Raw genomic sequence first — 21,156 nt, forward strand, 5'->3', positions numbered from 1 at the left:
TAAGTACGTTTTCCCGCGTGCTTCGTGAGGCTGCGAACATGACGTTTAAATTCGACAAGCTCTATCGCCTGGGTGCTTGGGGTGCGGCGGCCTGCATGGTTGCCATTTGCACGCTGATAGCGCTTCAGGTGACCTTCCGCCTGGTAGACGCCCTGCTGGTGCTCGTGGGGCTGAGCCGCCTGGGCATCAGTATTACCGGCGTTTCGGAAATCGCTTCTTATCTATTGGTGGGGGCGACCTTTCTGGGGTTGGCATACACCTTTGTGCATCACGCCCATATTCGTGTGACGCTGTTGATTACCCGGCTACCACCGGCAATTCGTGTGTGGTTTGAAGTGTTTTGCCTCATCATCGCCCTGGCGATCAGCTTAATGCTCAGTTACGGCCTCATTGGGTTGGCGAGGGAGAGCGTGCAATACAACGATGTCTCTTCAGGCTTTGTGTCGATTCCGCTCTGGATCCCCCAGCTTGTGCTCGCGACCAGCGTAGGGCTGCTCTGTTTGGCGCTGGCTGAAGCCCTGTTTATGGCGCTACGGATTGCCATTCGCGATCCTGCGAGTTTTCGTGAAGCGACTGCCCCAGATGAAAGCGAGGGCCACTAAATGGTGACGATAGCTATGTCTTGGTTGAGTACGTCGTCTGTGTTGAGTACGCAGCGGTTAACGGGACCACTGTTAACACTGCTTCTGCCGTTTAAATTGGAGAGATCCTTGTGCTGCTACTAAGTCTCGCCACCATTTTCACCCTCGTGGTTCTGCTAGGGAGCGGGGTGTGGATCGCCTTTGCGCTAATCGGCACTGCCTGGATAGCGCTAGAGTTCTTCAGCTCTTTCTCGCCGGGCGCTATTTTAGCCTCCGATTTTTGGGGCGCCAGCTACGGTTGGGATCTCACCGCGCTACCGATGTTTATCTGGATGGGGGAAATTCTGTTTCGCTCTGGGCTTGCGGACAATATGTTTCGTGGCCTGTCGCCCTGGCTGAACCGCCTGCCGGGACGTTTACTGCATACCAATATTATTGGTAGCGGCATGTTTGCGGCGGTGTGCGGCTCTTCGGCGGCCACCTGTGCCACGGTGGGTAAAATGACCCTGCCAGAGCTCGAGCGGCGGGGTTACGACAGCAATATGGCGATTGGCACCTTGGCCAGCGCCTCCACTTTGGGACTTTTGATTCCACCCTCCATTGTGCTCATCGTTTACGGTGTGGTCACCGAACAGTCGATCTCCAGGCTGTTTATGGCCGGTATTGGCCCGGGACTGATGATCCTGGCCATGTTTATGAGCTACCTCATTTTGTGGGCGTTGCTCAAGGGCAACCGTGAAGGGCTTACCGGCGAAGATGAATCCGGTATGAGCTTTGCTGAAAAGCTGCGCAATACCTGGTCGCTGGTACCTATTCTGCTGTTGATCGGCGGGATTATCTTTTCGATCTATGGCGGGTTAGCGTCGCCTACTGAGGCCGCGGCAGTCGGTGTGGTATTGTCAATCGTGATTGCGCGCTTTAACGGTCACTTTGATCGCGACATTTTTAAAAGCTCGCTGTTTGCCGCCGTGTGTACCGCCTGCATGATCGCTTTTATTATTGCCGGTGCGTCGTTTTTAACCTCGGCCATGGGCTTTACCCAGGTGCCCATGAAGCTGGCGCAGGCGATTGGTGAGATGGGGCTTTCACCTACCATGCTGCTGATTGCGCTTACCTTGCTGCTGCTGGTGATGGGCTGTTTTCTCGACGGTATCTCGCTGATCCTGCTAGTCACCGCGATTATCATGCCGCTGGTGAGCGCCGCTGGGTTCGACCTGATCTGGTTCGGTATTTATCTGGTCGTGGTGGTCGAGATGTCCCAGATTACCCCACCGGTGGGCTTCAACCTGTTCGTGATTCAGGGGCTAACCGGTAAAGATATTCTGACCATTACCAAAGCCACGCTGCCGTTCTTTCTTCTCATGCTGTTGGCGATTGCCTTAATGCACATCTTTCCGGGTATCGCTCTCTATCTACCTGAGGCAATGACTCGGTGAGGTGCTTATAAAAGAAAGACGGTTAAGCATGAAGTAGAGAAAACGCCCTGGCCGGAACGCCTGATGGCATGCATGTTCTGGCCAGAGGTTTAAGATTTAGCGCGGGATTGGGGGTTAAGTTTTTTGAAAGCAATGTTTTTGTTGAATCCATCCGGGTCGCTGTACCCTTTACGCAACATCGTTAATGCTTTGTGTTGGGCTTCTCTACGGCTATTGAGTATAAGCGTATGATTTAGCAAGAGCTGCTGAGCATTTTCAAGCAGCTCTTTGGGATCAATAGCCGCGGGGGTGTCAATCATCAGCGTTTTAGCGATCAACTCCATTTTGGGCTGAACTTCTTGTAGAACGCTTTTAAATGAGAGAGAGGGCACATCCGCTGTCGTGCTTATATCGGCTATCAGGGCGGCCAGCTGTTCTTCAGGAGCTTTTGATAGGCAGGCATCCGCCGTGGGGCCGGATAGACGAACACACATATCCATTAAGCTATCGCTTTGATAGCAGGCGTGACTAAAACGTATGGTGTTGACCATCGCCGATGGGAGCCCCCATTTGGCTGCCAGCCATGCCCCAATAACGGTGTGGTCACCACCAAAGTAACGCTGCTCCTCCTCAATAAGCTGGGTATGGGAGATAGCACTATCACTATAGAGTTCGTCTGCTTGCTCGGGGTAAGTCGCACTCAGTGCCAATATGCCAATATCCTGTAGCAGCGCTGCTGTAAACGCATTACCTGCCTGTTTAGGGCACGCTTGTTCAGCAAGTTGGCGCGCTATCAGCGCAGACATGATAGACCGTCGCCAAATATGAGTATGCTGCGGCCCTTTACTGGGGTGCTGAAAAAGGTTAAAGCTCAACACGACCGTTAACGTTGCATCTAGCCCTAGTCGCTGGATAGCCTCCAGGCATGTTTGTGTCGGATTGGCGGAGCGGGTGTGGTGGACGCTATTGGCGAGAGATATTAACCGAGTGGTCAATGCTGGATCGTGTTCAATGGTGTCTGCAACATCGTTGATAGTCGCTTTTGACGATTGCGTTAATCTGAGGATGCGTAATGCGATTGAGGGAAGCGAAGGTAAGCGTTGGCACTTGAGGAAATCGCTGATCAGAAAACCAGGCAGTGCTTCAGTTAGCATTCCATACAGTGCTTCATCCTTGGTCGATGTATTAGTCACGTTATCTCCTGCGCACTTTGTAGCGTAGCCGCCAGCCATTATGAGGCGATACCTAATTTTACCATATATCCAGCTACTGTTGACGTTGTTATAGTTGGAAAAGAGCGGTTTGTGCTTTGTAGGCCGCTATATATACTTTATGAGGTTAGTGGCAGGCGCCCAAGCCGCTTCAGAATTAAAAAAAGTGAGTGCAACAATGCACACAAAGAACGACGCGGCCGATATATTCCGCCAATTGGCAGAAGGCGTAGGGCACAGTGGGAGCCCGCGTTTTTATGCAACGTTGGTGGAACGTTTAGCGACGATACTAGGCGTTGATCATGTGTTAGTCGCCGATGTAACTCAATTGCATCGGGCTGAGACGTTGGCCGTTTGGTCAAATGGCAACTTGCTGAGCAATGTTACTTACACGCTGACCGGTACCCCTTGCGAGACTGTGTTAGGACGCGAAATCTGCCTTTATGACCATGATGTTCAGTCACGCTTTCCTGACGATAAACTGCTTTGTGAACTGGGTGCCGAGAGTTATTTGGGGCGGGCGCTCTATGCGGCGGATGGTTCGCTAGTTGGTTTGTTAGCGGTACTCAAAAACGCCCCCATGCAGTTGGACGATCTAGCCAATGAGATATTGCAAATCGCCGCCGCCCAGGCGGGTGCAGAGCTGTGCCGACAAAAAGCAGAGCAGGCATTAAGAAAGAGCGAAGAGGTCGCGCGGGAAAGCGAGCGCCGTTTGGATACGCTGCTCAACCATCTGCCGGGCATGGCCTATCGCTGCCTGAATGACCGCAATTGGACTATGCAACTGGTGAGCCAAGGGGCCGAAACGCTGACCGGGTACCGGCCTGACGAATTACAGGGTAATCGGCTGATCAGTTTTGCTGCCCTGATTCATCCTGATGACCAGGACAAGGTCTTCCATGAGGTACAGTCTGCCATTGCCAACAGATGCCCTTACCGTGTGATCTACCAGCTGCGCCATCGCGACGGTGGTTATCGGTGGATGTGGGAGCAAGGCCAGGCCGTCATAGATGAGGCGGGCGAAATCGTATGCTTGGAAGGGTTTATCTCGGATGTGACCGACCAGCAAGAGTCGCAGCGGGTGCAAAACGCCGTGGTTCAAGTGGCTTCTACGGTCACGACCCAAGTCGGGGATGGTTATTTTCAGCAGTTGATTGTGACCTTGGTCAAGGTGCTGGAAGCCGATGCAGGCTTTATTGCGTTGCTGCATACTTCACCCCAGGGCGATGAAAATGTCTATGGGCAGGCGACGACTGTCAGCATGGTGGTTGATGGGGCTCAGCGAGAACAGCACACCTTTGCGCTGCGAGGCTCGCCCAGCGAGCAGGTAGTGTTGGAGCGTGAAGCAGTCATGCATGATGGTTCGCCGCTGTTATTACCAGGCACACTGCTACCCACAAGAGCATGGATTGGGCGGCGTTTGGATAATGCCAACGGCGAGGCCATTGGCGTGATGATGGTATTTTATCGACAGCCGCTGACCACCAATGCGTTCGCCACTTCTGTGCTGCAAATTCTTTCGACCGGTGCTGCAGCAGAGCTTGAGCGTCGGCGCGACCATCGGCACATGCACCAGTTAGCCTATACCGACAGTACCACCGGTTTACCTAACCGCGTCCGTTTTATGGAGTTGCTAGCGCAAATGTGGCAAGAAGCCCAGCAAGGCGAGCATGGGCTTTCACTGCTGTTATTGGATATCCGCCGTTTTAAAGAGGTCAACGATCTGCACGGTCACCAAGTGGGCGATCAACTGCTGGTGACAGTGGCTGATCGTTTAGCGAAGATCAGCCACTCATACGGCTCGTTGGCGCGTTTGTCAGGGGATGAATTTGCCCTGCTGGTGGCCGATACCACCCCTCGTGACATTGGCAGCCTTGTGGAGCAGCTACGCTTAGTGGTTAAGCCGCCGCTTCATCTGGAGCGGCGTGTCTTTCACCTCGATGTCAGCATCGGTTTTGCTCATTATCCGCAGCATGTGAGCGAGGCGGGCGAACTATTTAACGCTGCCAGCATTGCTCTCCACCACGCCAAGCGGCGCGAAAATAGTATCTGCCCCTACTCCCAAACGATGCGCCACGCGCTACATCGACGCCAACAGATGACCGAGCGACTCAGCGCGGCAATTACTGAACACAAGTTAGAACTCTACTTTCAGCCCCAGGTGAACCTTACCAATGGTCAGTTGACCGGTGCAGAAGCCCTGTGCCGCTGGCACGATGCCGAGTGGGGCTGGGTGAGCCCCGGCGAGTTTATTCCCCTGGCTGAAGAGCGTGGTTTGATTCGTGCCTTGGGAGACTGGGTGCTGGAAGAGTCCGCAAGGCAGCTACTGGCATGGCGTGAACAGCCTGAGGGTGGGCTGCCAGGGAGGCTATCGATCAATATTTCCGCCCAACAGTTTGCCGATCCTGAGCTTACCCACCACATTGCGCAACTCACCGCCGGCGTTTCGTCGAGCGCTATCGCCCTGGAGCTCACTGAAAGTGATTTTATGCGCGACCCAGATCAGGCCGTTGAGATCACCCACGCCATGCGACAAGCGGGCTATGCTCTCTCTATCGATGATTTCGGCACCGGCTATTCTTCGCTTTCCTACCTACGGCGCTTCGCTGCCGACGCACTGAAAATTGATATTTCCTTTGTGCGTGAAATGCTCGAAAACAAAAATGACCGCACCATTGTTCAGGCCATCATCGCCATGGCAAAAGCGCTAGAGATGAAAACCGTGGCGGAAGGCGTTGAAACGCGCGACCAAGCGAATTTGCTTGCCGCAATGGGTTGCAATGAGGCACAAGGGTACTGGTTTGGCCGCCCGCTGCCTGCCGATGAGTTTGCGACGCAGTGGTTAACTACTTAGTCTTCTAGTTTGCTCATCGTCGTCTTCTATTAGCGTCATCGTCCTGTCATCACCTTTGGCATACCCTACGCGCCGCCAACCCGCGATGAAAGGAGTGCTCCCATGCGCCTGGCCCTGTTTGATCTTGACGACACCCTCCTGGACGGAGACTGCAGCGACCGCTGGAATTTATGGATGATAGAGCAAGGCTGGATCAGCGATGCCGAAGCGTTTATGGCGCGGGCGGAGAAAATGCACCAGGCCTATCACGCGGGGAAGCTAAAGCTTGAAGAGTATTTGGCCATGACCCTAGCACCGCTGCGAGGGCGCAGAGTGAGAGATGTGCAAAAAGAGGTCGAGCGCTTTGTTGCCACGCACCTGCAACCGCGTATTTTTGAACAAGCTTGGGCCTGTCTGGAAGCGCACCGCCAGGCAGGCGATACCCTGGTACTGATTTCCGCCTCGTCACGGCATCTGGTCGAGCCGATAGCGACCACTCTGGGTATTGAACACGTGCTGGCGGTAGAGCTAAGCGTGGAGCACGGCATCAATGAAGACGCGCGCTATACCGGCGGCAGCGAGGGTATTTTTTCTTATCGTGGCGGTAAGGTGCTGCGCTTAAAACAGTGGTTGGCCGAGCAGCAGTTCACCCCTAGCCACACTACTTTCTACTCAGACTCCCGCAACGACCTCCCGCTGTTGCAGTACGTGGATTGCCCTGTAGCGGTCAATCCCGATCCAGTGCTCGCTGAGGTGGCTAGCGTTGAAGGTTGGCGGCGCTTAGACTGGCGGGCGCCCTCAAGCGCTTCGTCACCTAATGCTCTGCCAGGAAAATCGGCGCATGTCTGATGCCTACTATCTAAAGTTAACCGAACAGCTTCGTACCTTGATCGACCAAAATGCTGCCCTGTGGGAAGGCAAGCTTCCCGCAGAGCGGTCATTGGCCGAGCGTTTTGCCACCACTCGTGTGACCCTGCGCCAAGCGCTTTCACAGTTGGAAATGGAGGGCTTAATCCACCGCAGCAACCGGCGCGGCTGGTTTATTTCTCCTGCCCGTTTAGTTTACGACCCCACCCGTGACGCGGGCTTTAACGACTATGTACGTGCACAGGGGCGGCAGCCACGCACGGCAGTATTGAAGCTGGAAACCCGTGCCCATCTGCCTGCCGCGCGGGCACTGAATTTGCCGGATGACCAGCCGTTTCAGCATATTCGCCGCCGCCGCTACGTGGATGACCGCGCGGTGCTGGTGGAGTCGCTGTGGGTGGTGCCCGAGCGTGCCCCAGAGTTGCTAGATATCTATAGTGGGCAATCGCTTTGGGGGCTGTTGCGCGAGCGCTGGGGGCACTACCTGGCCAATCGCTCTATTCGCATGGTCTCAGAAGCGCTTTCGCCAATGGATGCCGAAGAGCTATTCGTTGCACCCGGCACTGCCGGGTTAAATATTAACCGTGCCATTTTAGACGACCAGCAGCGCCCTATTGAGTTTGATGAAGAGCACTGGCTGCACGATTCGCTGTGTATCAGCGTGGAGCTATCCGGTCAGCGCTAGCGGAAACGACCTAGCCGCGGTCATCACCAGTTAAAAAAACGGTCAAACAAGCGTCATCGCAGTGTCATTTAACGCCTGCAAACTTCTGGTCTATACCAATCAGCCGGGAGACTATCATGATGATGCCACGCCGTTTATTCCCTTCAACGTTGTTAGCAGGTGCTGCTGTTGCGCTTGCTTCCAACGCCCAAGCAACTGAATTAACGGTGTATACCGCCGTTGAGTCGGACGACCTGCAAAAATATGCTGAACGCTTCAACGCGGCCCACCCGGATATCGAGATTAACTGGGTGCGCGACTCCACCGGCGTGATTACCGCCCGCCTGCTGGCCGAGAAAGACAATCCCCAGGCTGACGTGATCTGGGGCCTGGCCGCTACCAGCCTGCTGGTGTTGGAAGAGGAGGGCATGCTGGAGCGCTACGCTCCCGCTGGCGTTGAGAATCTCGACCCCAAATTTGTCGATGTGGCCTATCGTGATGGTGAAGACCCGGCTTGGGTGGGTATGGACGCCTGGGTCGCTGCTATTTGCTACAACACCATTGAGGGCGAGCGCCAGGGCGTGCCGATGCCGACCTCTTGGGAAGACCTTACCCAGCCTGAGTTTGAAGGCCATGTGATCATGCCTAACCCCAACTCGTCGGGTACCGGCTACCTGGATGTAGCCAGCTGGCTGCAGCTATGGGAAGAGGATCAGGGTTGGGATTATATGGATCGCCTACATAACAACATTGCCCGTTACACCCATTCGGGCTCCGCCCCTTGTAGCCTGGCGGCTACCGGTGAAACCGTAGTGGGTGTGTCATTTGCCTTCCGCGGTGCGCGCTTGAAATCCCAGGGTGCGCCTATTGAAGTTATCTTCCCTGAAGAAGGGCTGGGCTGGGATATGGAAGCCGCCGCTATTGTGGCCGGTACCGACAAGCAGGAAGCCGCGCAAACGCTGATGGATTGGGCAATCTCCCGTGAAGCCAACGAACTGTATAACGAAGGCTATGCGGTGGTGGCTTACCCAGGTGTGGCACAGCCGATTGAAAACTACCCTTCCGATATTACTGATCGAATGATCGACGCCGATTTCCAGTGGGCTGCCGTCAATCGTGAACGCGTGCTAGCCGAATGGCAGCGTCGCTACGATGGTAAAACCGAACAATAAGCCGCGATCAGTTGCCCCGGCCGGTTTGCCGGGGCTTGGAGAGGTTATGCACACGACAATGACATCGCTGCTGGCGGCCGACACACCAACGGTGATGACTCCCACTACTCCCCATTTAACCATTGAAGCAGTCACTAAGCGTTTTGGTAGTTTTACCGCGCTGGATGGTATTTCCCTAACCATAAACGAGGGCGAATTTGTCTGCTTTTTGGGCCCCTCCGGATGCGGCAAAACCACCCTGTTACGCACGATTGCAGGGCTGACCCAGCAAACGACGGGCACGCTTATTCAGCGTGACAAGGATATCTCCACGCTGCCCACCCAGGCGCGGGATTTCGGCATTGTGTTCCAGTCCTATGCGCTGTTTCCCAACCTCACGGTGTTCAACAACGTGGCCTATGGGTTGCGCAACCGGCGGGTAGAGCGGTCACGCATCCAAGCACGGGTGGGTGAGCTGCTCGCGCTGGTGAACTTGACGGGCAGCGAAAACAAGTACCCGGCGGCGCTTTCCGGCGGGCAGCAACAGCGCGTGGCGCTGGCGCGGGCATTGGCCACCGAGCCTGGCCTGCTGCTGCTGGACGAGCCGCTTTCGGCGTTGGACGCCCGGGTGCGGGGCCACCTGCGCAGCCAGATTAAAGCCCTGCAGGCGCGCCTCGGGGTGACCACCATCATGGTGACCCACGACCAGGAAGAGGCGCTGACCATGGCCGACCGCATCGTGGTGATGAACCACGGCGTGATCGAGCAAGTGGGTACCCCGGCGGAGATCTACCATCAGCCTGCCAGCGCCTTTGTGGCCTCGTTTATCGGCAGCATGAACTTCCTGGAAGTGACCGCTCAGGGCGATAACCAAGCGCTGCTGGGTACCATGCCCTGCGCCTGCCTATCGCATACCTTAAAAGTGGGTCAAGCCGCCCAACTGGCTATTCGGCCCGAAGCAGTGGCACTTAGCCGTCAAGCGGGAGCGCTGAACGGTGAGGTGATCGGCATCGAGTTTTTAGGTCCCTTTCAGAGGGTCACTTTGCGCCTAACGGACGTTGACCAAACGCTAATTGCCGATGTGCCTAGCCGCGATAGTACCGACTTAAACCTTTACCAGGGGCAGGTTCTAGGCATTCACCTGCCCGCCGAAGCCGCCCGTCTTTATCCCGCCGGGAGCAGCCAGCAATGATCGCCGAGAGCTTTGTAAAATCGGCGACCAAGCCGTCGCTAGAGTCGCTGATCCGCTTGTTGGCGTTACTCGCTGGCGTTGCATTGCTGGTGGTGGGGCTGCTGTTCCCACTCGTGACCATGCTGATCAAGAGCCTGCAAGACCGCGCCGGCGACTTTATCGGCCTGGCTAACTTCGCGCACTATTTTCAAACCCCGGCGCTGGTCAATTCGATTGCCAACTCGTTGCGGGTGGCGTTGATGACCACCGGTGTGGTGGTCGGATTAGCGTTTCTATGCGCCTACGGGATTACCCGTACCTGCATGCCGGGCAAGCGGCTGTTTCGCATGTTGGCGATTCTGCCCATTTTGGCGCCATCGCTGCTGCCCGCGATTAGCCTGGTCTATCTGTTTGGCAATCAGGGATTTCTGCGCGATTTACTGGCCGGCCAATCGGTTTATGGACCCATCGGCATTGTCATGGGCATGAGTTTCTGGATATTTCCCCACGCGCTAATGCTGCTGACCACCGCGCTGACCAACAGCGACGCGCGGCTCTACGAAGCGGCTGAAGCGCTGGGAACCCCTAAGTGGCGTACATTTTTGACTATTACCTTGCCCGGCGTGCGCTACGGGCTGATTTCCTGCCTGTTTGTGGTGTTTACCCTGGCGATTACTGACTTCGGCGTGCCTAAAATTATCGGTGGTCAGTTCAGCGTATTGGCCACCGACGTCTACCGCCAAGTGGTAGGGCAGCAGAACTTTCAGATGGGCGCGGTAGTCAGCGTGATTCTGCTGCTGCCCGCGGTGCTCTCGTTTATCGTTGACCGCTGGATACAGCGGCGCCAAGTGGCGCAACTCTCGGCACGGGCCGTGCCGTGGCAGCCTAGCCCCAGCCCGCTGCGGGATTGGATATTTACACTGCTGTGCTACGCGGTGGCGGGGGCCATTGTGCTGGTGATCGGCACAGCGGTGTATGCGTCGCTGGTGCAGTTCTGGCCCTACAACTTATCGATAACCTTTGAGCATTATACCTTCCAAGGCATGGCCGATGGTGGTTGGGGGGCGTGGTTTAACTCGCTCAAGTTAGCGTTTAGCGTGGCCTTGGTGGGCACGTTAGTGATCTTCTTTAACGCCTGGCTAATCGAAAAGAGTGAAGGCTTTCGCCCGCTGCGCCAAGGGCTGCACTTTATGGCCATGCTGCCCATGGCGGTGCCTGGCATGGTGCTGGGGCTTGCCTATATCTTCTTTTTCAATCAGGCGGGCAACCCGTTTAACTGGCTGTACGGCACTTTGATGATTCTGGTGCTCAACACGTTGGTGCACTTTTATACGGTGTGTCACCTCACCTCGGTAACCGCGCTTAAACAGCTCGACCCTGAGTTTGAAGCCGTCGGGGCCTCACTGAAAGTACCGTTTTGGACAACCTTCTGCCGGGTAACGCTGCCGGTGTCGCTGCCCGCGGTACTGGATATATCGGTTTACCTGTTCGTCAATGCGATGACCACGGTATCGGCAGTTGTGTTCCTCTATAACAGTGACACGCGGCTGGCCTCGGTGGCGGTGCTGCACCTGGATGAAGCGGGCTACTTCGCCAGCGCTGCGGCTATGGCGGTGCTGATTTTCCTTACCTCGCTGGTGGTGAAGCTGCTCCACACCGCACTCACCCATGTTTTATTAAATAACGCCCAGCGCTGGCGCCATGCGTGCTAGCTGACACCTAGACAGCCGCTGTGCTTACTATTAAAGTGTTTTAAAAATCTGGTATATACCAAAATGACCGATAACGTGAGCAAGGACATAAAAGACCCCTATTTACTAACCCCCGGGCCGCTGACTACTTCCCATGCGACCAAAGCCGCCATGATGCGTGATTGGGGCTCCTGGGATGACGACTTTAACCAAGTGACTGCCGGCATTCGCACCCAGCTGCTTGCCATGGCCGAGGCAGCAAGCGACGAGTACGCCTGCGTGCCTATGCAGGGCAGCGGCACCTTTGCTGTTGAGAGTGCGCTGGCTTGCGCCACTGATCCCAACGGTAAAGTACTGGTGCTGATGAATGGTGCTTACGGCAAGCGAGCTGGCCAACTGCTGGATACCATAGGGCGCGTCTATATCACCTTGGATAAAGGCGACTATCTGCCACCCCAGCCCAATGAGGTGGCGGCGCTGCTGGAGCAATATCCTGATATTACAGCGGTATTTTTAGTGCACTGTGAAACCAGCTCGGGCATTTTGAACCCGTTAGAGGCGATTGCAGAGGTGGTGAACGCTCATGGTAAAACGCTCATCGTCGATGCGATGAGTTCCTTTGGCGGCGTACCCATCAGCCTCGCGAAAACACCCATCGATGTGCTGGTTTCCTCTGCCAACAAGTGCATCGAGGGCGTGCCTGGATTTGGTTTTGTGATTATTCGCAAAGCGCTGCTTGAAGCAGGCAAGGGGCGCGCCCACTCACTGAGCCTGGATCTGCACGACCAGTGGTCGTATATGGAACGCACTGGTCAGTGGCGCTTTACGCCGCCCACTCACACCGTGGTGGCCTTTCAGGCCGCACTTGCCCAGCACCGGGAAGAAGGCGGTGTGCCAGGGCGCTGCGCGCGCTATACCCGCAATCGTGATGCGCTGGTAAAAGGCATGCGAGCGCTAGGCTTCAGCACGCTGTTAGAAGACGAATGGCTATCGCCGATCATCACTACCTTCTTAAGCCCAACCGATCCAGCGTTTGAGTTTAACGCTTTCTACGCGGCGCTAAAGGCGCGCGGGTTTTTGATCTATCCCGGCAAGTTGACTGAAGTGGAGAGTTTTCGTATCGGCTGCATTGGTCAGCTAGGCACCACGGTGATCGCGGAACTGCTAAGCGCCATTCAAAACACACTTGCCGAGATGGGCGTTAGCCTTTTTCCAGGCCTATCTTCACAATCAGGGAGCGCCTAATGCAGTATCAATCTCCCCAATGCTTGCAAGCGGTTATCTGTGACTGGGCAGGCACGCTGGTCGACTTTGGCTCCTTTGCGCCTACCCAGATCTTCGTCGAAGCGTTTGCTGAGCTGGGCGTGGCGATTAGCCTGGAAGAAGCTCGCGGCCCCATGGGTATGGGTAAGTGGGATCATATTCGCACGCTGTGCAACCATCCGGACATCGCCGAACGCTTTGTTCAGGCGGTAGGCCACGCGCCTTCTGATGACGATGTAACGGCGCTTTATGAGCGCTTTATGCCGCTGCAGATTGCCAAAATTGCCGACCACTCGGCGGTGATTCCCGGCGCGCTCGACACCTTAACTACGCTGCGCGCCCAGGGGCTGAAAATCGGTTCCTGCTCTGGCTACCCGGCGGTGGTGATGGAAAAAGTCGTCGCTTTGGCTGCGGATAACGGCCTGCAAGTTGATCACGTAGTGGCGACGGATGAGGTGCCCAATGGCCGTCCGTATCCTGCTCAGGCGCTGGCCAATGTGATCGCGTTAGGCATCAGCGATGTGGCAGCGTGTATTAAAGTGGACGACACCACGCCGGGCATTCTTGAAGGGCGCAGCGCGGGGATGTGGACGGTGGCGCTTACCTGCTCGGGCAATGCGCTGGGGCTAACCTATGCGCAATATCAAGCGTTGAGTGATGCCGAGCGCCACGCCGCCCACGAGCGGGTGGCCGCGCAATTTGCCCCCTCAGCACCACACTACTGCATTGAGACCATTGCCGAGCTACCTAGCGTGGTCGATGCCATTAATACACGTCTTCAACAGGGAGAGCGTCCTTGAGTCCAGCCGCGTTTGCTCTGGTGCTGGTCTCGGTATGCATGCACGCCGGATGGAACGTGTTGGGCAAACGCAATGCGCCGTCGTTAGCTTCTTTTACCCTGGCTTACGGCGCGGGTGGGGCGGTGATGCTGCCGCTGGTGTTGCTTGGGCCGTCACTCACTGCATTACCAAGTGCATTCTGGGGCTGGTTGGCGCTTTCGGGATTATGCCAAATGCTCTACATGGGCGGGTTAGCCTGGGCCTACGCGAGAGGGGACGTTAGCGTACTCTACCCCATCGCCCGTGCATTGCCGGTGATAATGGTGCCGCTGGTATCCATTGTGCTGTTGGGTAGTCGGGTGCTGGATCGCTGGGACAGCCTTGGCATGGTGCTAGTCGTGGCAGGCGCGCTCTGCCTGCCGCTTAGCCATCCGCAGGCGCGCAGGTTATCCACCTACCTCACGCCCGCCATGGGGTTTGCGTTGCTGGCAGCGGCGGGCACCGTTGGCTATTCACTGATCGACAAGCAGGCCCTGGGGCTAATGCAGGGGGCAGGGCATAGCGGGTTAACCGCCGGGGCGGTGTTTATGGTGCTGCAAGCGCTGATGACGCTAATCTGGTCGGTACCGCTACTGGCGTTGCTACCGGCAGAGCGCCGCCGCCTGCCTGCGCTCCGCCAGCAGGGGCTGACCATGCTGGTCGTTACCGGGCTGATGATGACTTGCACCTATGGCCTGGTATTAATCGCCATGGCGCTTACCGACGAGGTGAGTTATGTGGTGGCGCTGCGCCAGCTCTCCATTCCAGTGGGGGTGCTAATGGGTGTGCTATGGCTGAAGGAGCCCGCATCCAGGGCAAAAGCCATCGGTACGCTGGTGATGTTGGCGGGGCTGGTGCTGGTGGCGCTTTAGACAATTACGCTGGCGGCGCTATTGGCACCGCCAGCGTAAGGTGATCCAGCCAGCCATCGTCGTTGTTTTCGGCTGCCAGTGGATTGTCAGGTCTTCGATGCTATTGGGCATCCCCAGCCGATTCCGCTTGGGGGCTGACAGTTGGTTGATAAGCATTGGAATATAAGATGGTTAGAATAATCGCAGTGAATACATATATAAACGTGTTCACTAGTGGGGTTATCAAAGCAAAAGATATCAGGCTAAAGAATTGACCGCCAATCAAGCTGGAAAAAAGTCCAATGCAATATTCAAAAATAAATAGCAGAGCGATTAATAAGGCAAGAGAAAAGAATAGCGACCATTGGCAGCTTTTAGTCATGCTCAAAGATTCTCTCAATGATATGCTTCTGTCAAGCGCTACACCTACAAAAATAAGTGACAGCCTTAATGTGAAAAATAAAGTCACTAAGAAGAAAGTTAAGGGGATAACGCCCATCACGACGTTATACATGATTAGAGTTAAAGAAGCTCCGATAAACATGCTTGGTATTATCCATAAAGCCAAGAATCCAATGCTGTACAAAAGATATTTTATTTCGCGCTTTTTGAATTTCAATTTAAAAGGCTCTGGCTGTTCGTCGAGTAAAATTGTCCGTGTTGTATTTATTGAGATGATCGTCAGAATGGCCATGTCAGCAACAAAGAAAAGTATATATAAAAGTGAGCTGGCACTGCCGTATGAAAGCCCTGTGTAGACGGATCCGTAGCGTGCTAGTTGAAGTAAGATGTATAGAATTAAAGGTAGAGTAACACCTTTTAATATAGCGCTACGATATTGGTTCATAAGGTACAGTGAACCGAGGGTGAATTTTGCAAACATACGACTTTCCTGGCGTTTAAGGTGTTGTCAAAGTATACCGAGATCACTCAGAATACTGGTACAGGGATTTACTTAGCTGATCCGCATAGCCCATGGCAACGGGGTTCCAATGAGAACACTAACGGGCTGTTGAGGCAGTACCTGCTAAAAGGCTCAGATCTATCGGTCTACAGCCAGCAAGAGCTTGACGAAATAGCTAACTCACTGAATGTAAGACCACAAAAGACGCTTGAGTAGCGAACGCCGCTGGCAGCCTACTCCGAAGTGCTCTAGAAATCCGTCGCCGGGCCGAGCACCCTTTAACAGCGATGCGCTTGGAACTTGAGGCCGCCTTTATAGAGTAAGCAATACGTTAATGAATATTCATGAACATGACATCTAAAAGCTTACTTCTATTGTAGCTCCTGAAGCGCTGTATTTGCCTCTTCGACTCCCTGCTCAGCGAGTTTTTGTAAATCCCCTTTTGCGTCGTTATCGCCATTCTGTGCCGCTCGCAAGTACCAGTGAACTGCTTTCGAAAAGTCTTGGGAAACCCCTCTGCCTTCTGCAAAAGCTTCGGCCAAAAAATACTGAGCATCGGGCTCGCCCTGCTCAGCCGAAAGTCGATACCACTGAGTTGATTTTTCCATACTACGCTCGACGCCGCGGCCCTGATAATACATATTTCCAAGGTTAAACTGGGCTCCAGGGTCTCCTTGTTCAGCAGCCAACAAATACCAAGAAGCGGCCTCAGTATCACTTTGAGTTACTCCAGTACCCACGGAATAAGCAGACCCTAAATTGAACTGTGCGGTAGCACTACCTTGTTCGGCCGCTTGTCGGGTCCACATCACACCTTTATTATAATCTTGTTGCACACCCACGCCACGGTAGTATAAATCACCTAAGATCTCTTGAGACTTTAGTAAGCCTTGCTCCGCAGCCAATTCAAACCATCTTGCTGCTTCCGAATAATCTCGTCTTACTCCCTTTCCGTAGTAATACATTAGCGCTATGTTCTGCTGCGCTCCAGCCATTCCTTGCTCTGCTGCTTGGCGGTACCATCTCATCGCTTCTTGATAGTCTCTCGATACACCGCGCCCATTTTGGTATAGCCAGCCTAAATTATTTTGGGCTATTAAGTCATCTTGGTCTGCAGCTAATTTTAGCCAATCAGCGGCTTCCTCGAAATTTTGTTCAACACCTCTACCCCTAAGATACATCCCCCCTAAGAATGCTTGAGCATCTGGATTGCCCTCTTCAGCCAGTGGTCTAAAATTCTCAAGTGCAACAGCATAGTTTTCATTTCTTAGAGCCTCTCTGCCTTCCTCTATAGAGCTGGCCATTACGCTGAATGTTGCCAGCATAAAAGATAAAGGAACTGCAGCTATGAATTTTTTAAATATACTCATTCGCTTCACCATTTCAAAAGTTAGGTTCTTTAGCTTGGTATTCTAAAGGGTTGATATCTATACCTTCTGGACTTTGAACCTCTTTTGCCCCTTCTTCTAAAGCATCTCTTAGCGCCGACCGCGGGTTGCCAGGAATGCCTATCTTGGGAGTATTAAGTACCCCTTCGGGTACAGGGCCCGGCCATATTTCAAAATTAGGAATTAACTCGCCAGTATCTCGATCAAAAAGATCCCCATCATTATTCATATGCGCACAGACCCCGGCCATCGTTGCCTTCTCTGAGAATTTTGCAAGAAAGCCTACGCCTGGCTGCCTACTTAGAACAGCCATAATGGAGTTTTTAGTATTCGCAATTCCACTGAAATCTGGGGCTTTGGTCCAATCTTCTAGATCACTTATACATTGGTCAATAATTGCGTTATTAAAACTAGTGGGACGCCAAGCTTGGTCAGACATGGTAGCCAACCCCAGCGGATCCACCATCCCCGTCGGGTTGGACACATACCCATACAAATTCGTGCCGCCATTCAGCCCAATCGGATCCTGACTAATATACCTACCTTGCTGCGGGTCATAATAACGGTGGCGGTTGTAGTAGAGGCCGCTTTCTTCGTCGTGCCACTGGCCCTGGAACCGGATCGGTTGGGTGAGGTTGCGCACGGCGCGTTGGTTTTTGACGGCTGCCCAGTCGTCGGGTTCGGCGAGCCAGCGGGGTTGGCCGTTGGGGGTGACCAGTTGCATCGGCGTACCCAAGGCGTCGGTGACGTAGGCGCTGAGGATTTGGCCCTGTTGGGTATCATCGATTCTGAGCATGGGCACAAAACTGCCCGGCTCATACACCACCGTGGTGCGCTGATTCTCGGTTTCTTCCCTTACGATGCGATCACCGTCCCAGCCGTAGTGGGTGGTGGCGGTGGTGCCGTTGGGGTGGCGCACGGTTTTGCTGATGCGTCTTCCCAGGCCGTCGTAGCGGTAAGTGGCTTCGCGGGTCGCCCCCAGCTCGCTGGCGTGGATCAGGTGCACTAAGCGGTTGGCGCCGTCGTAGCCCAGCGTCAGGCGTTCGCCGTTGGGCTGTTGGCGTTCGGTCAGGTTGCCAGCGCCGTCGTAGCGGTAGCGGGTGCCGTTTAGCTGCCCCAGTCGATTATCAGGCAGGGCCTGTTGGCCTTCTAACCGATTACCCGCCGCGTCCACGCTATAGCGGTGGGCGTGGTCGCCGTGCTGGCTGCCGGTCAAGCGCCCGGCGGCGTCGTAACTGTAGGCGATCACTTTTTCTGCTGGATCACCTTGCAGGCTGCGGAAGCTCATGCGGCCCAGGGCGTCGTATTGGTAGCTCTGTTGGCTGGTGGTGTCCGGGCTGCGTAGGGTGAGGTGATCCAACTGGCCCAGGTTCGTATACCCGCGCTCCAGCACCAGCGGTTGATTGGCGCTGGTGCTGAGACGGCGTTGGGTCTCCCGGTGCAGGGCATCGGGTTCCAGGGCGATTTCCAAGTCAAGGTCGGGAGCGCTTAGGCCGTGCAGGTGGCCGCTGCCGTAGGTGTGCCAGTTAAGCGCCGGTAGCTCGCCGAACTGGCTGGCCTGGGGAGCGCCGGTGGCGGTGAGGCTGTGCTGGTGCTGCCACTGCCAGCCGCTATCGGCATGTTGCTGCTGTTCGCCGATTAAGCGTTGGGCGTGGTCGTAGTTAAAACTGACCTCGCCGTGGTCGTTGGTGACGCTGAGTAGCTGGCCGTTGCTACCCCATTGGTACTGCTCCGTGCTGGCCGGGGCGTGCTCGGTCGCGGGCAGGTGGCGGGCGGTGAGGCGGCCAGCTTCATCGTAATCGTAACGGGTGACCAGCGGCTGGCCGTCGGGGCCGGGGCGGTTGGCCTCAATGCGCTCGATCAGTCGCCCGGCGTCATCGTAGCGGTACTGCTGCTCCCGGCCATCAGGGCCGGTCTCGCGGGCTAAGCGATCCATGTCGTCATAAGCAAAACGGTAAACCGCGCCATTGCCCAGGGTGAGTTCGCTGAGACGGCCAATGTCATCGTAAGCGGTAAACTGCTGGCTGCCATCGGCTTCGATGCGCTGCACCGGACGACCGTGGTCATCAAAGAAGAACTGCTGCCTAAACCCTTGGGGGCCTTCCAGCTCCACCAGCCGCCCAAGAGCATCCACATGGTGGTGCCAGTGGGTGCCGTCCGGCAGTTGCGTGGCGAGTCGCCGACCCATCTCGTCGTGCTGGGTGCGGGTGGTCTCGTTCAAGGCATTGGTGATGCTGGCCAGATAGCCGTGGCGGTCGTAGGCGTACTCGGTACGCTGCTGTGAGCAGTCGATCTGGGCGGTGATCTGGCCCAGGGCGTTCCACTCGCGTTGGTGGGTAGCACCCACCGCATCGGTGACGGTGGTAGGGCGGTCGGGCAAGTCAGTATTGGCATAGGCGAAGGCGGTGGTGCCTTCCGGCCCGGTGACCTCCAGCGGATGGCTGAGGTCGTTACGTGTGATCTGCCAGCGCTGATCGTCAGGCCCTTCGATACTCACCGGCTGGCCCAGGGGATCGCGCTCAATCGCCCAGCGGGTGCCGTCCGGGCCGGTCTGTGCAATCACTTGCCCATGCTCATCCCGCTCGATCAGCGTCTCGTGGCCCAGCGGATCCACCGTCGCTACCTTGAGACCGGCACGGTCGTAACGAAACTCGATGCGCGAACCGTCGGCGCGGGTATGGGCTGTCCAGCGGCGGCCGGGGCCACTGCCCACAAAGTGGTAGCGCTCCTCCCGACCCAGGCTGTCGGTGACCAGGGTGTGATCTACTTGGTAGCTGTACGTCCGCGCTAAACCTCCGGCTTCCTGCTGGCCGACCACCCGGCCATCCGGGGCGTGGCGATCCCAGGTGTAGTGCGCTTCCATGCCCCCGGGCACCCGGTGGGCAGTAAGCATGTGATCTTGCCACTCAAACTCGCGCACCACCTCGCCGTGGCGGTGGCGCACCGCAATCAAATCCCCGACGGGGCTATAGGAGTAGCGTACCAGCCACTCGTCCGCTGACTCACCGTCGTGCTCTTGCACCAGCTTAACGCCGGTTAAACGCTGCCCGGCATCGTCGGGCTGGGCGGGAAGCAGGCTGTCGTAAACCAACTGGTAGTGGCGCTGGGCGCTGTCGATCACCGTGACCAGCAGACCGGCTTCCCAGTGGTACTGGGTGGCATAGCCGTTGCGGTCGCGCTCTTCGATCAGTGGCCAGCGGTCGGCATCGGCTGGGTTAGCAAACACGTAGTAAAGCCCGCTGGAGTCGCTAAGCACAATACGTTCGGGATCCTGGCGCAGCGTCTCATCCAACGCTTGCCAGCGAGGCGCGTTACTCTCTTCATCGGCTGAAGCGCCCCCACGGCGTATCCACAGCTGTTCGGTGGGCGAGAAGCGCGCCTGACCGGGGGCCAGTGGCCCAAAGGTAATCGCTCGGCCCTGGGCATCGTGAACGATACAGGCGTCATCGTTAAGGGTGAGGGAGAGGCTTTCGCCGGGTACCGACCAGCCCTGACCGAGTATCCCAATCCGCCCGTTACTGGAGAGATAACCACGGCTAAACACAAACGGCCGTGGCGCGGGGAGTGCAAAATCGGTCTCGGCGGGCAGCAGCTTGGCGCCCAGCAGCGGGTTCACCGGGCTACCCACCGCCGGTTGGCAGGCACTGCAGTCGTCGGCCAGGCCATCGGTGATGTCGATATCGTCTAACGCCAACGGCGTGGCGGCGGTGATGTCGCTGCTGAGCAGTGGGGGCTGGTGCGGCTCAAGGGTAACGTCCTCGCTCTCCTCAGGCTCGGCTTCCCCGGGTAAGCGGGGCAGTACAATCGCCTGGCCCTGGCCGCGGCCGGGGCTACCGCCGGAGTTGATCTTGACCTGGGGGCCGACAATGGTCACGCCGCCGGGGTCGAGCTTGATAAAGCTGCCCCCGGCTTTAAGGGTGATCTCGCTACCCGCTTCCAACACGATTTGGCTGCCCGCTTTGTGGTGCAGCTCGCGGCCGGTCTCCACCAGTTGCGCCTCGCCGTAGACCTCATGGCGGGTTTGATCGACCTGAAGGTGGTCATCGCCCTTGATCTGGGTGTAGCGCTTGCCGTGTACGGTGAGGTGATCGTCGTTACGGATTTCGCTCAAGCGGTTGCGGTGCAGCTTAAGGTGGCTGTCCCGGCGGATCTCCTCGGTGCGGTCATTAAGCGTCAGCAGCTCCAGGTCTTTTTGGGCATGGAGCCAGATCTGCTCTTGGTCGGTGGCGTCCTCAAAGCGCAGTTCGTTAAAGCCTTCCGACTTATGGCTCTGGGTGCGGATTACCGTGCGGGTCTTGTTGGCCGGCAGCGGGTAGGGCGGGGTATTCACCGCGTGGTAGGTGCGCCC

General features: G+C 56.1%; 15 protein-coding genes and 1 pseudogene. 12 read left to right on the top strand and 4 right to left on the bottom strand.

The features are described 5' to 3' along the window. Positions 1–38: 38 nt before the first annotated feature. Both ACW17M_RS15205 and ACW17M_RS15210 read left to right on the top strand, forming a co-directional pair. Positions 39–602, top strand: coding sequence for a TRAP transporter small permease (locus ACW17M_RS15205; RefSeq protein ID WP_027957165.1), 564 nt, complete (start codon positions 39–41; stop codon positions 600–602). A 110-nt stretch (positions 603–712) separates the two neighbouring features. Next, positions 713–2,017 (top strand): TRAP transporter large permease, encoded by a 1,305-nt coding sequence (locus ACW17M_RS15210; protein WP_457547732.1) that lies wholly within the window; start codon positions 713–715, stop codon positions 2,015–2,017. Positions 2,018–2,106: 89 nt separating this feature from the next. Here the strand turns inward: ACW17M_RS15210 and ACW17M_RS15215 are convergent, their stop codons facing one another. Next, positions 2,107–3,189, bottom strand: coding sequence for an HDOD domain-containing protein (locus ACW17M_RS15215; RefSeq protein WP_230804376.1), 1,083 nt, complete (start codon positions 3,187–3,189; stop codon positions 2,107–2,109). A gap of 196 nt (positions 3,190–3,385) precedes the next feature. Between ACW17M_RS15215 and ACW17M_RS15220 the strand changes: the two genes are divergently transcribed. The 9 genes from ACW17M_RS15220 (at position 3,386) to ACW17M_RS15260 (ending at position 14,537) form a co-directional block, all read left to right on the top strand. Continuing rightward, complete coding sequence (locus ACW17M_RS15220; RefSeq protein WP_027957164.1) at positions 3,386–6,061, top strand: bifunctional diguanylate cyclase/phosphodiesterase; 2,676 nt, start codon at positions 3,386–3,388, stop codon at positions 6,059–6,061. 102 nt (positions 6,062–6,163) lie between these two features. Then, positions 6,164–6,889, top strand: coding sequence for an HAD family hydrolase (locus tag ACW17M_RS15225; RefSeq protein ID WP_022521550.1), 726 nt, complete (start codon positions 6,164–6,166; stop codon positions 6,887–6,889). Continuing rightward, the gene (locus tag ACW17M_RS15230; RefSeq protein WP_022521551.1) at positions 6,882–7,592 is read left to right on the top strand and encodes a UTRA domain-containing protein; all 711 of its coding nucleotides are present in this window, start codon (positions 6,882–6,884) and stop codon (positions 7,590–7,592) included. Before ACW17M_RS15225 ends, ACW17M_RS15230 begins: the two co-directional genes overlap by 8 nt. Positions 7,593–7,708: 116 nt before the next feature. Then, on the top strand, positions 7,709–8,743 hold the full coding sequence (locus tag ACW17M_RS15235) for a putative 2-aminoethylphosphonate ABC transporter substrate-binding protein (protein WP_009286004.1): 1,035 nt from the start codon (positions 7,709–7,711) through the stop codon (positions 8,741–8,743). Between the two features lie 46 nt (positions 8,744–8,789). Then, positions 8,790–9,914 (top strand): putative 2-aminoethylphosphonate ABC transporter ATP-binding protein, encoded by a 1,125-nt coding sequence (locus tag ACW17M_RS15240; RefSeq protein WP_081742640.1) that lies wholly within the window; start codon positions 8,790–8,792, stop codon positions 9,912–9,914. Further along, on the top strand, positions 9,911–11,605 hold the full coding sequence (locus ACW17M_RS15245) for a putative 2-aminoethylphosphonate ABC transporter permease subunit (RefSeq protein ID WP_027957160.1): 1,695 nt from the start codon (positions 9,911–9,913) through the stop codon (positions 11,603–11,605). Before ACW17M_RS15240 ends, ACW17M_RS15245 begins: the two co-directional genes overlap by 4 nt. Positions 11,606–11,668: 63 nt before the next feature. Next, complete coding sequence (locus ACW17M_RS15250) at positions 11,669–12,829, top strand: 2-aminoethylphosphonate--pyruvate transaminase (protein ID WP_027957159.1); 1,161 nt, start codon at positions 11,669–11,671, stop codon at positions 12,827–12,829. Further along, complete coding sequence (gene phnX, locus ACW17M_RS15255) at positions 12,829–13,647, top strand: phosphonoacetaldehyde hydrolase (RefSeq protein ID WP_009286000.1); 819 nt, start codon at positions 12,829–12,831, stop codon at positions 13,645–13,647. Before ACW17M_RS15250 ends, phnX begins: the two co-directional genes overlap by 1 nt. Then, positions 13,644–14,537 (top strand): EamA family transporter, encoded by an 894-nt coding sequence (locus ACW17M_RS15260; RefSeq protein WP_342584300.1) that lies wholly within the window; start codon positions 13,644–13,646, stop codon positions 14,535–14,537. The genes phnX and ACW17M_RS15260 overlap by 4 nt, the downstream gene beginning before the upstream one ends. Before the next feature lie 100 nt (positions 14,538–14,637). Here ACW17M_RS15260 and ACW17M_RS15265 read toward each other — a convergent pair whose 3' ends face one another. Continuing rightward, complete coding sequence (locus ACW17M_RS15265; protein ID WP_342584301.1) at positions 14,638–15,399, bottom strand: hypothetical protein; 762 nt, start codon at positions 15,397–15,399, stop codon at positions 14,638–14,640. A gap of 36 nt (positions 15,400–15,435) precedes the next feature. Here ACW17M_RS15265 and ACW17M_RS15270 point away from each other — a divergent pair. Next, positions 15,436–15,724 (top strand): annotated as a pseudogene (locus tag ACW17M_RS15270) (IS30 family transposase); the annotation flags it as partial. A gap of 67 nt (positions 15,725–15,791) precedes the next feature. Here the strand turns inward: ACW17M_RS15270 and ACW17M_RS15275 are convergent. Together ACW17M_RS15275 and ACW17M_RS15280 are read right to left on the bottom strand one after the other, a co-directional pair. Further along, positions 15,792–16,790, bottom strand: coding sequence for an SEL1-like repeat protein (locus ACW17M_RS15275; RefSeq protein WP_342584302.1), 999 nt, complete (start codon positions 16,788–16,790; stop codon positions 15,792–15,794). A 13-nt stretch (positions 16,791–16,803) separates the two neighbouring features. After that, a partial coding sequence (locus tag ACW17M_RS15280; RefSeq protein ID WP_457547733.1) for an RHS repeat-associated core domain-containing protein occupies positions 16,804–21,156 on the bottom strand: 4,353 nt, incomplete at its 5' end.

This window comes from Vreelandella sp. 2A-K22, assembly GCF_054065485.1.

What these genes read in the sequence shown, in the direction of transcription:
- ACW17M_RS15205 (WP_027957165.1), top strand. Translation starts at nt 39, where the DNA reads ATGACGTTTAAATTCGACAAGCTCTATCGCCTGGGTGCTTGGGGTGCG.
- ACW17M_RS15220 (WP_027957164.1), top strand. Translation starts at nt 3,386, where the DNA reads ATGCACACAAAGAACGACGCGGCCGATATATTCCGCCAATTGGCAGAA.
- ACW17M_RS15225 (WP_022521550.1), top strand. Translation starts at nt 6,164, where the DNA reads ATGCGCCTGGCCCTGTTTGATCTTGACGACACCCTCCTGGACGGAGAC.
- ACW17M_RS15230 (WP_022521551.1), top strand. Translation starts at nt 6,882, where the DNA reads ATGTCTGATGCCTACTATCTAAAGTTAACCGAACAGCTTCGTACCTTG.
- ACW17M_RS15235 (WP_009286004.1), top strand. Translation starts at nt 7,709, where the DNA reads ATGATGATGCCACGCCGTTTATTCCCTTCAACGTTGTTAGCAGGTGCT.
- ACW17M_RS15240 (WP_081742640.1), top strand. Translation starts at nt 8,790, where the DNA reads ATGCACACGACAATGACATCGCTGCTGGCGGCCGACACACCAACGGTG.
- ACW17M_RS15245 (WP_027957160.1), top strand. Translation starts at nt 9,911, where the DNA reads ATGATCGCCGAGAGCTTTGTAAAATCGGCGACCAAGCCGTCGCTAGAG.
- ACW17M_RS15250 (WP_027957159.1), top strand. Translation starts at nt 11,669, where the DNA reads ATGACCGATAACGTGAGCAAGGACATAAAAGACCCCTATTTACTAACC.
- phnX (WP_009286000.1), top strand. Translation starts at nt 12,829, where the DNA reads ATGCAGTATCAATCTCCCCAATGCTTGCAAGCGGTTATCTGTGACTGG.
- ACW17M_RS15265 (WP_342584301.1), bottom strand. Translation starts at nt 15,399, where the DNA reads ATGTTTGCAAAATTCACCCTCGGTTCACTGTACCTTATGAACCAATAT.
- ACW17M_RS15275 (WP_342584302.1), bottom strand. Translation starts at nt 16,790, where the DNA reads ATGAGTATATTTAAAAAATTCATAGCTGCAGTTCCTTTATCTTTTATG.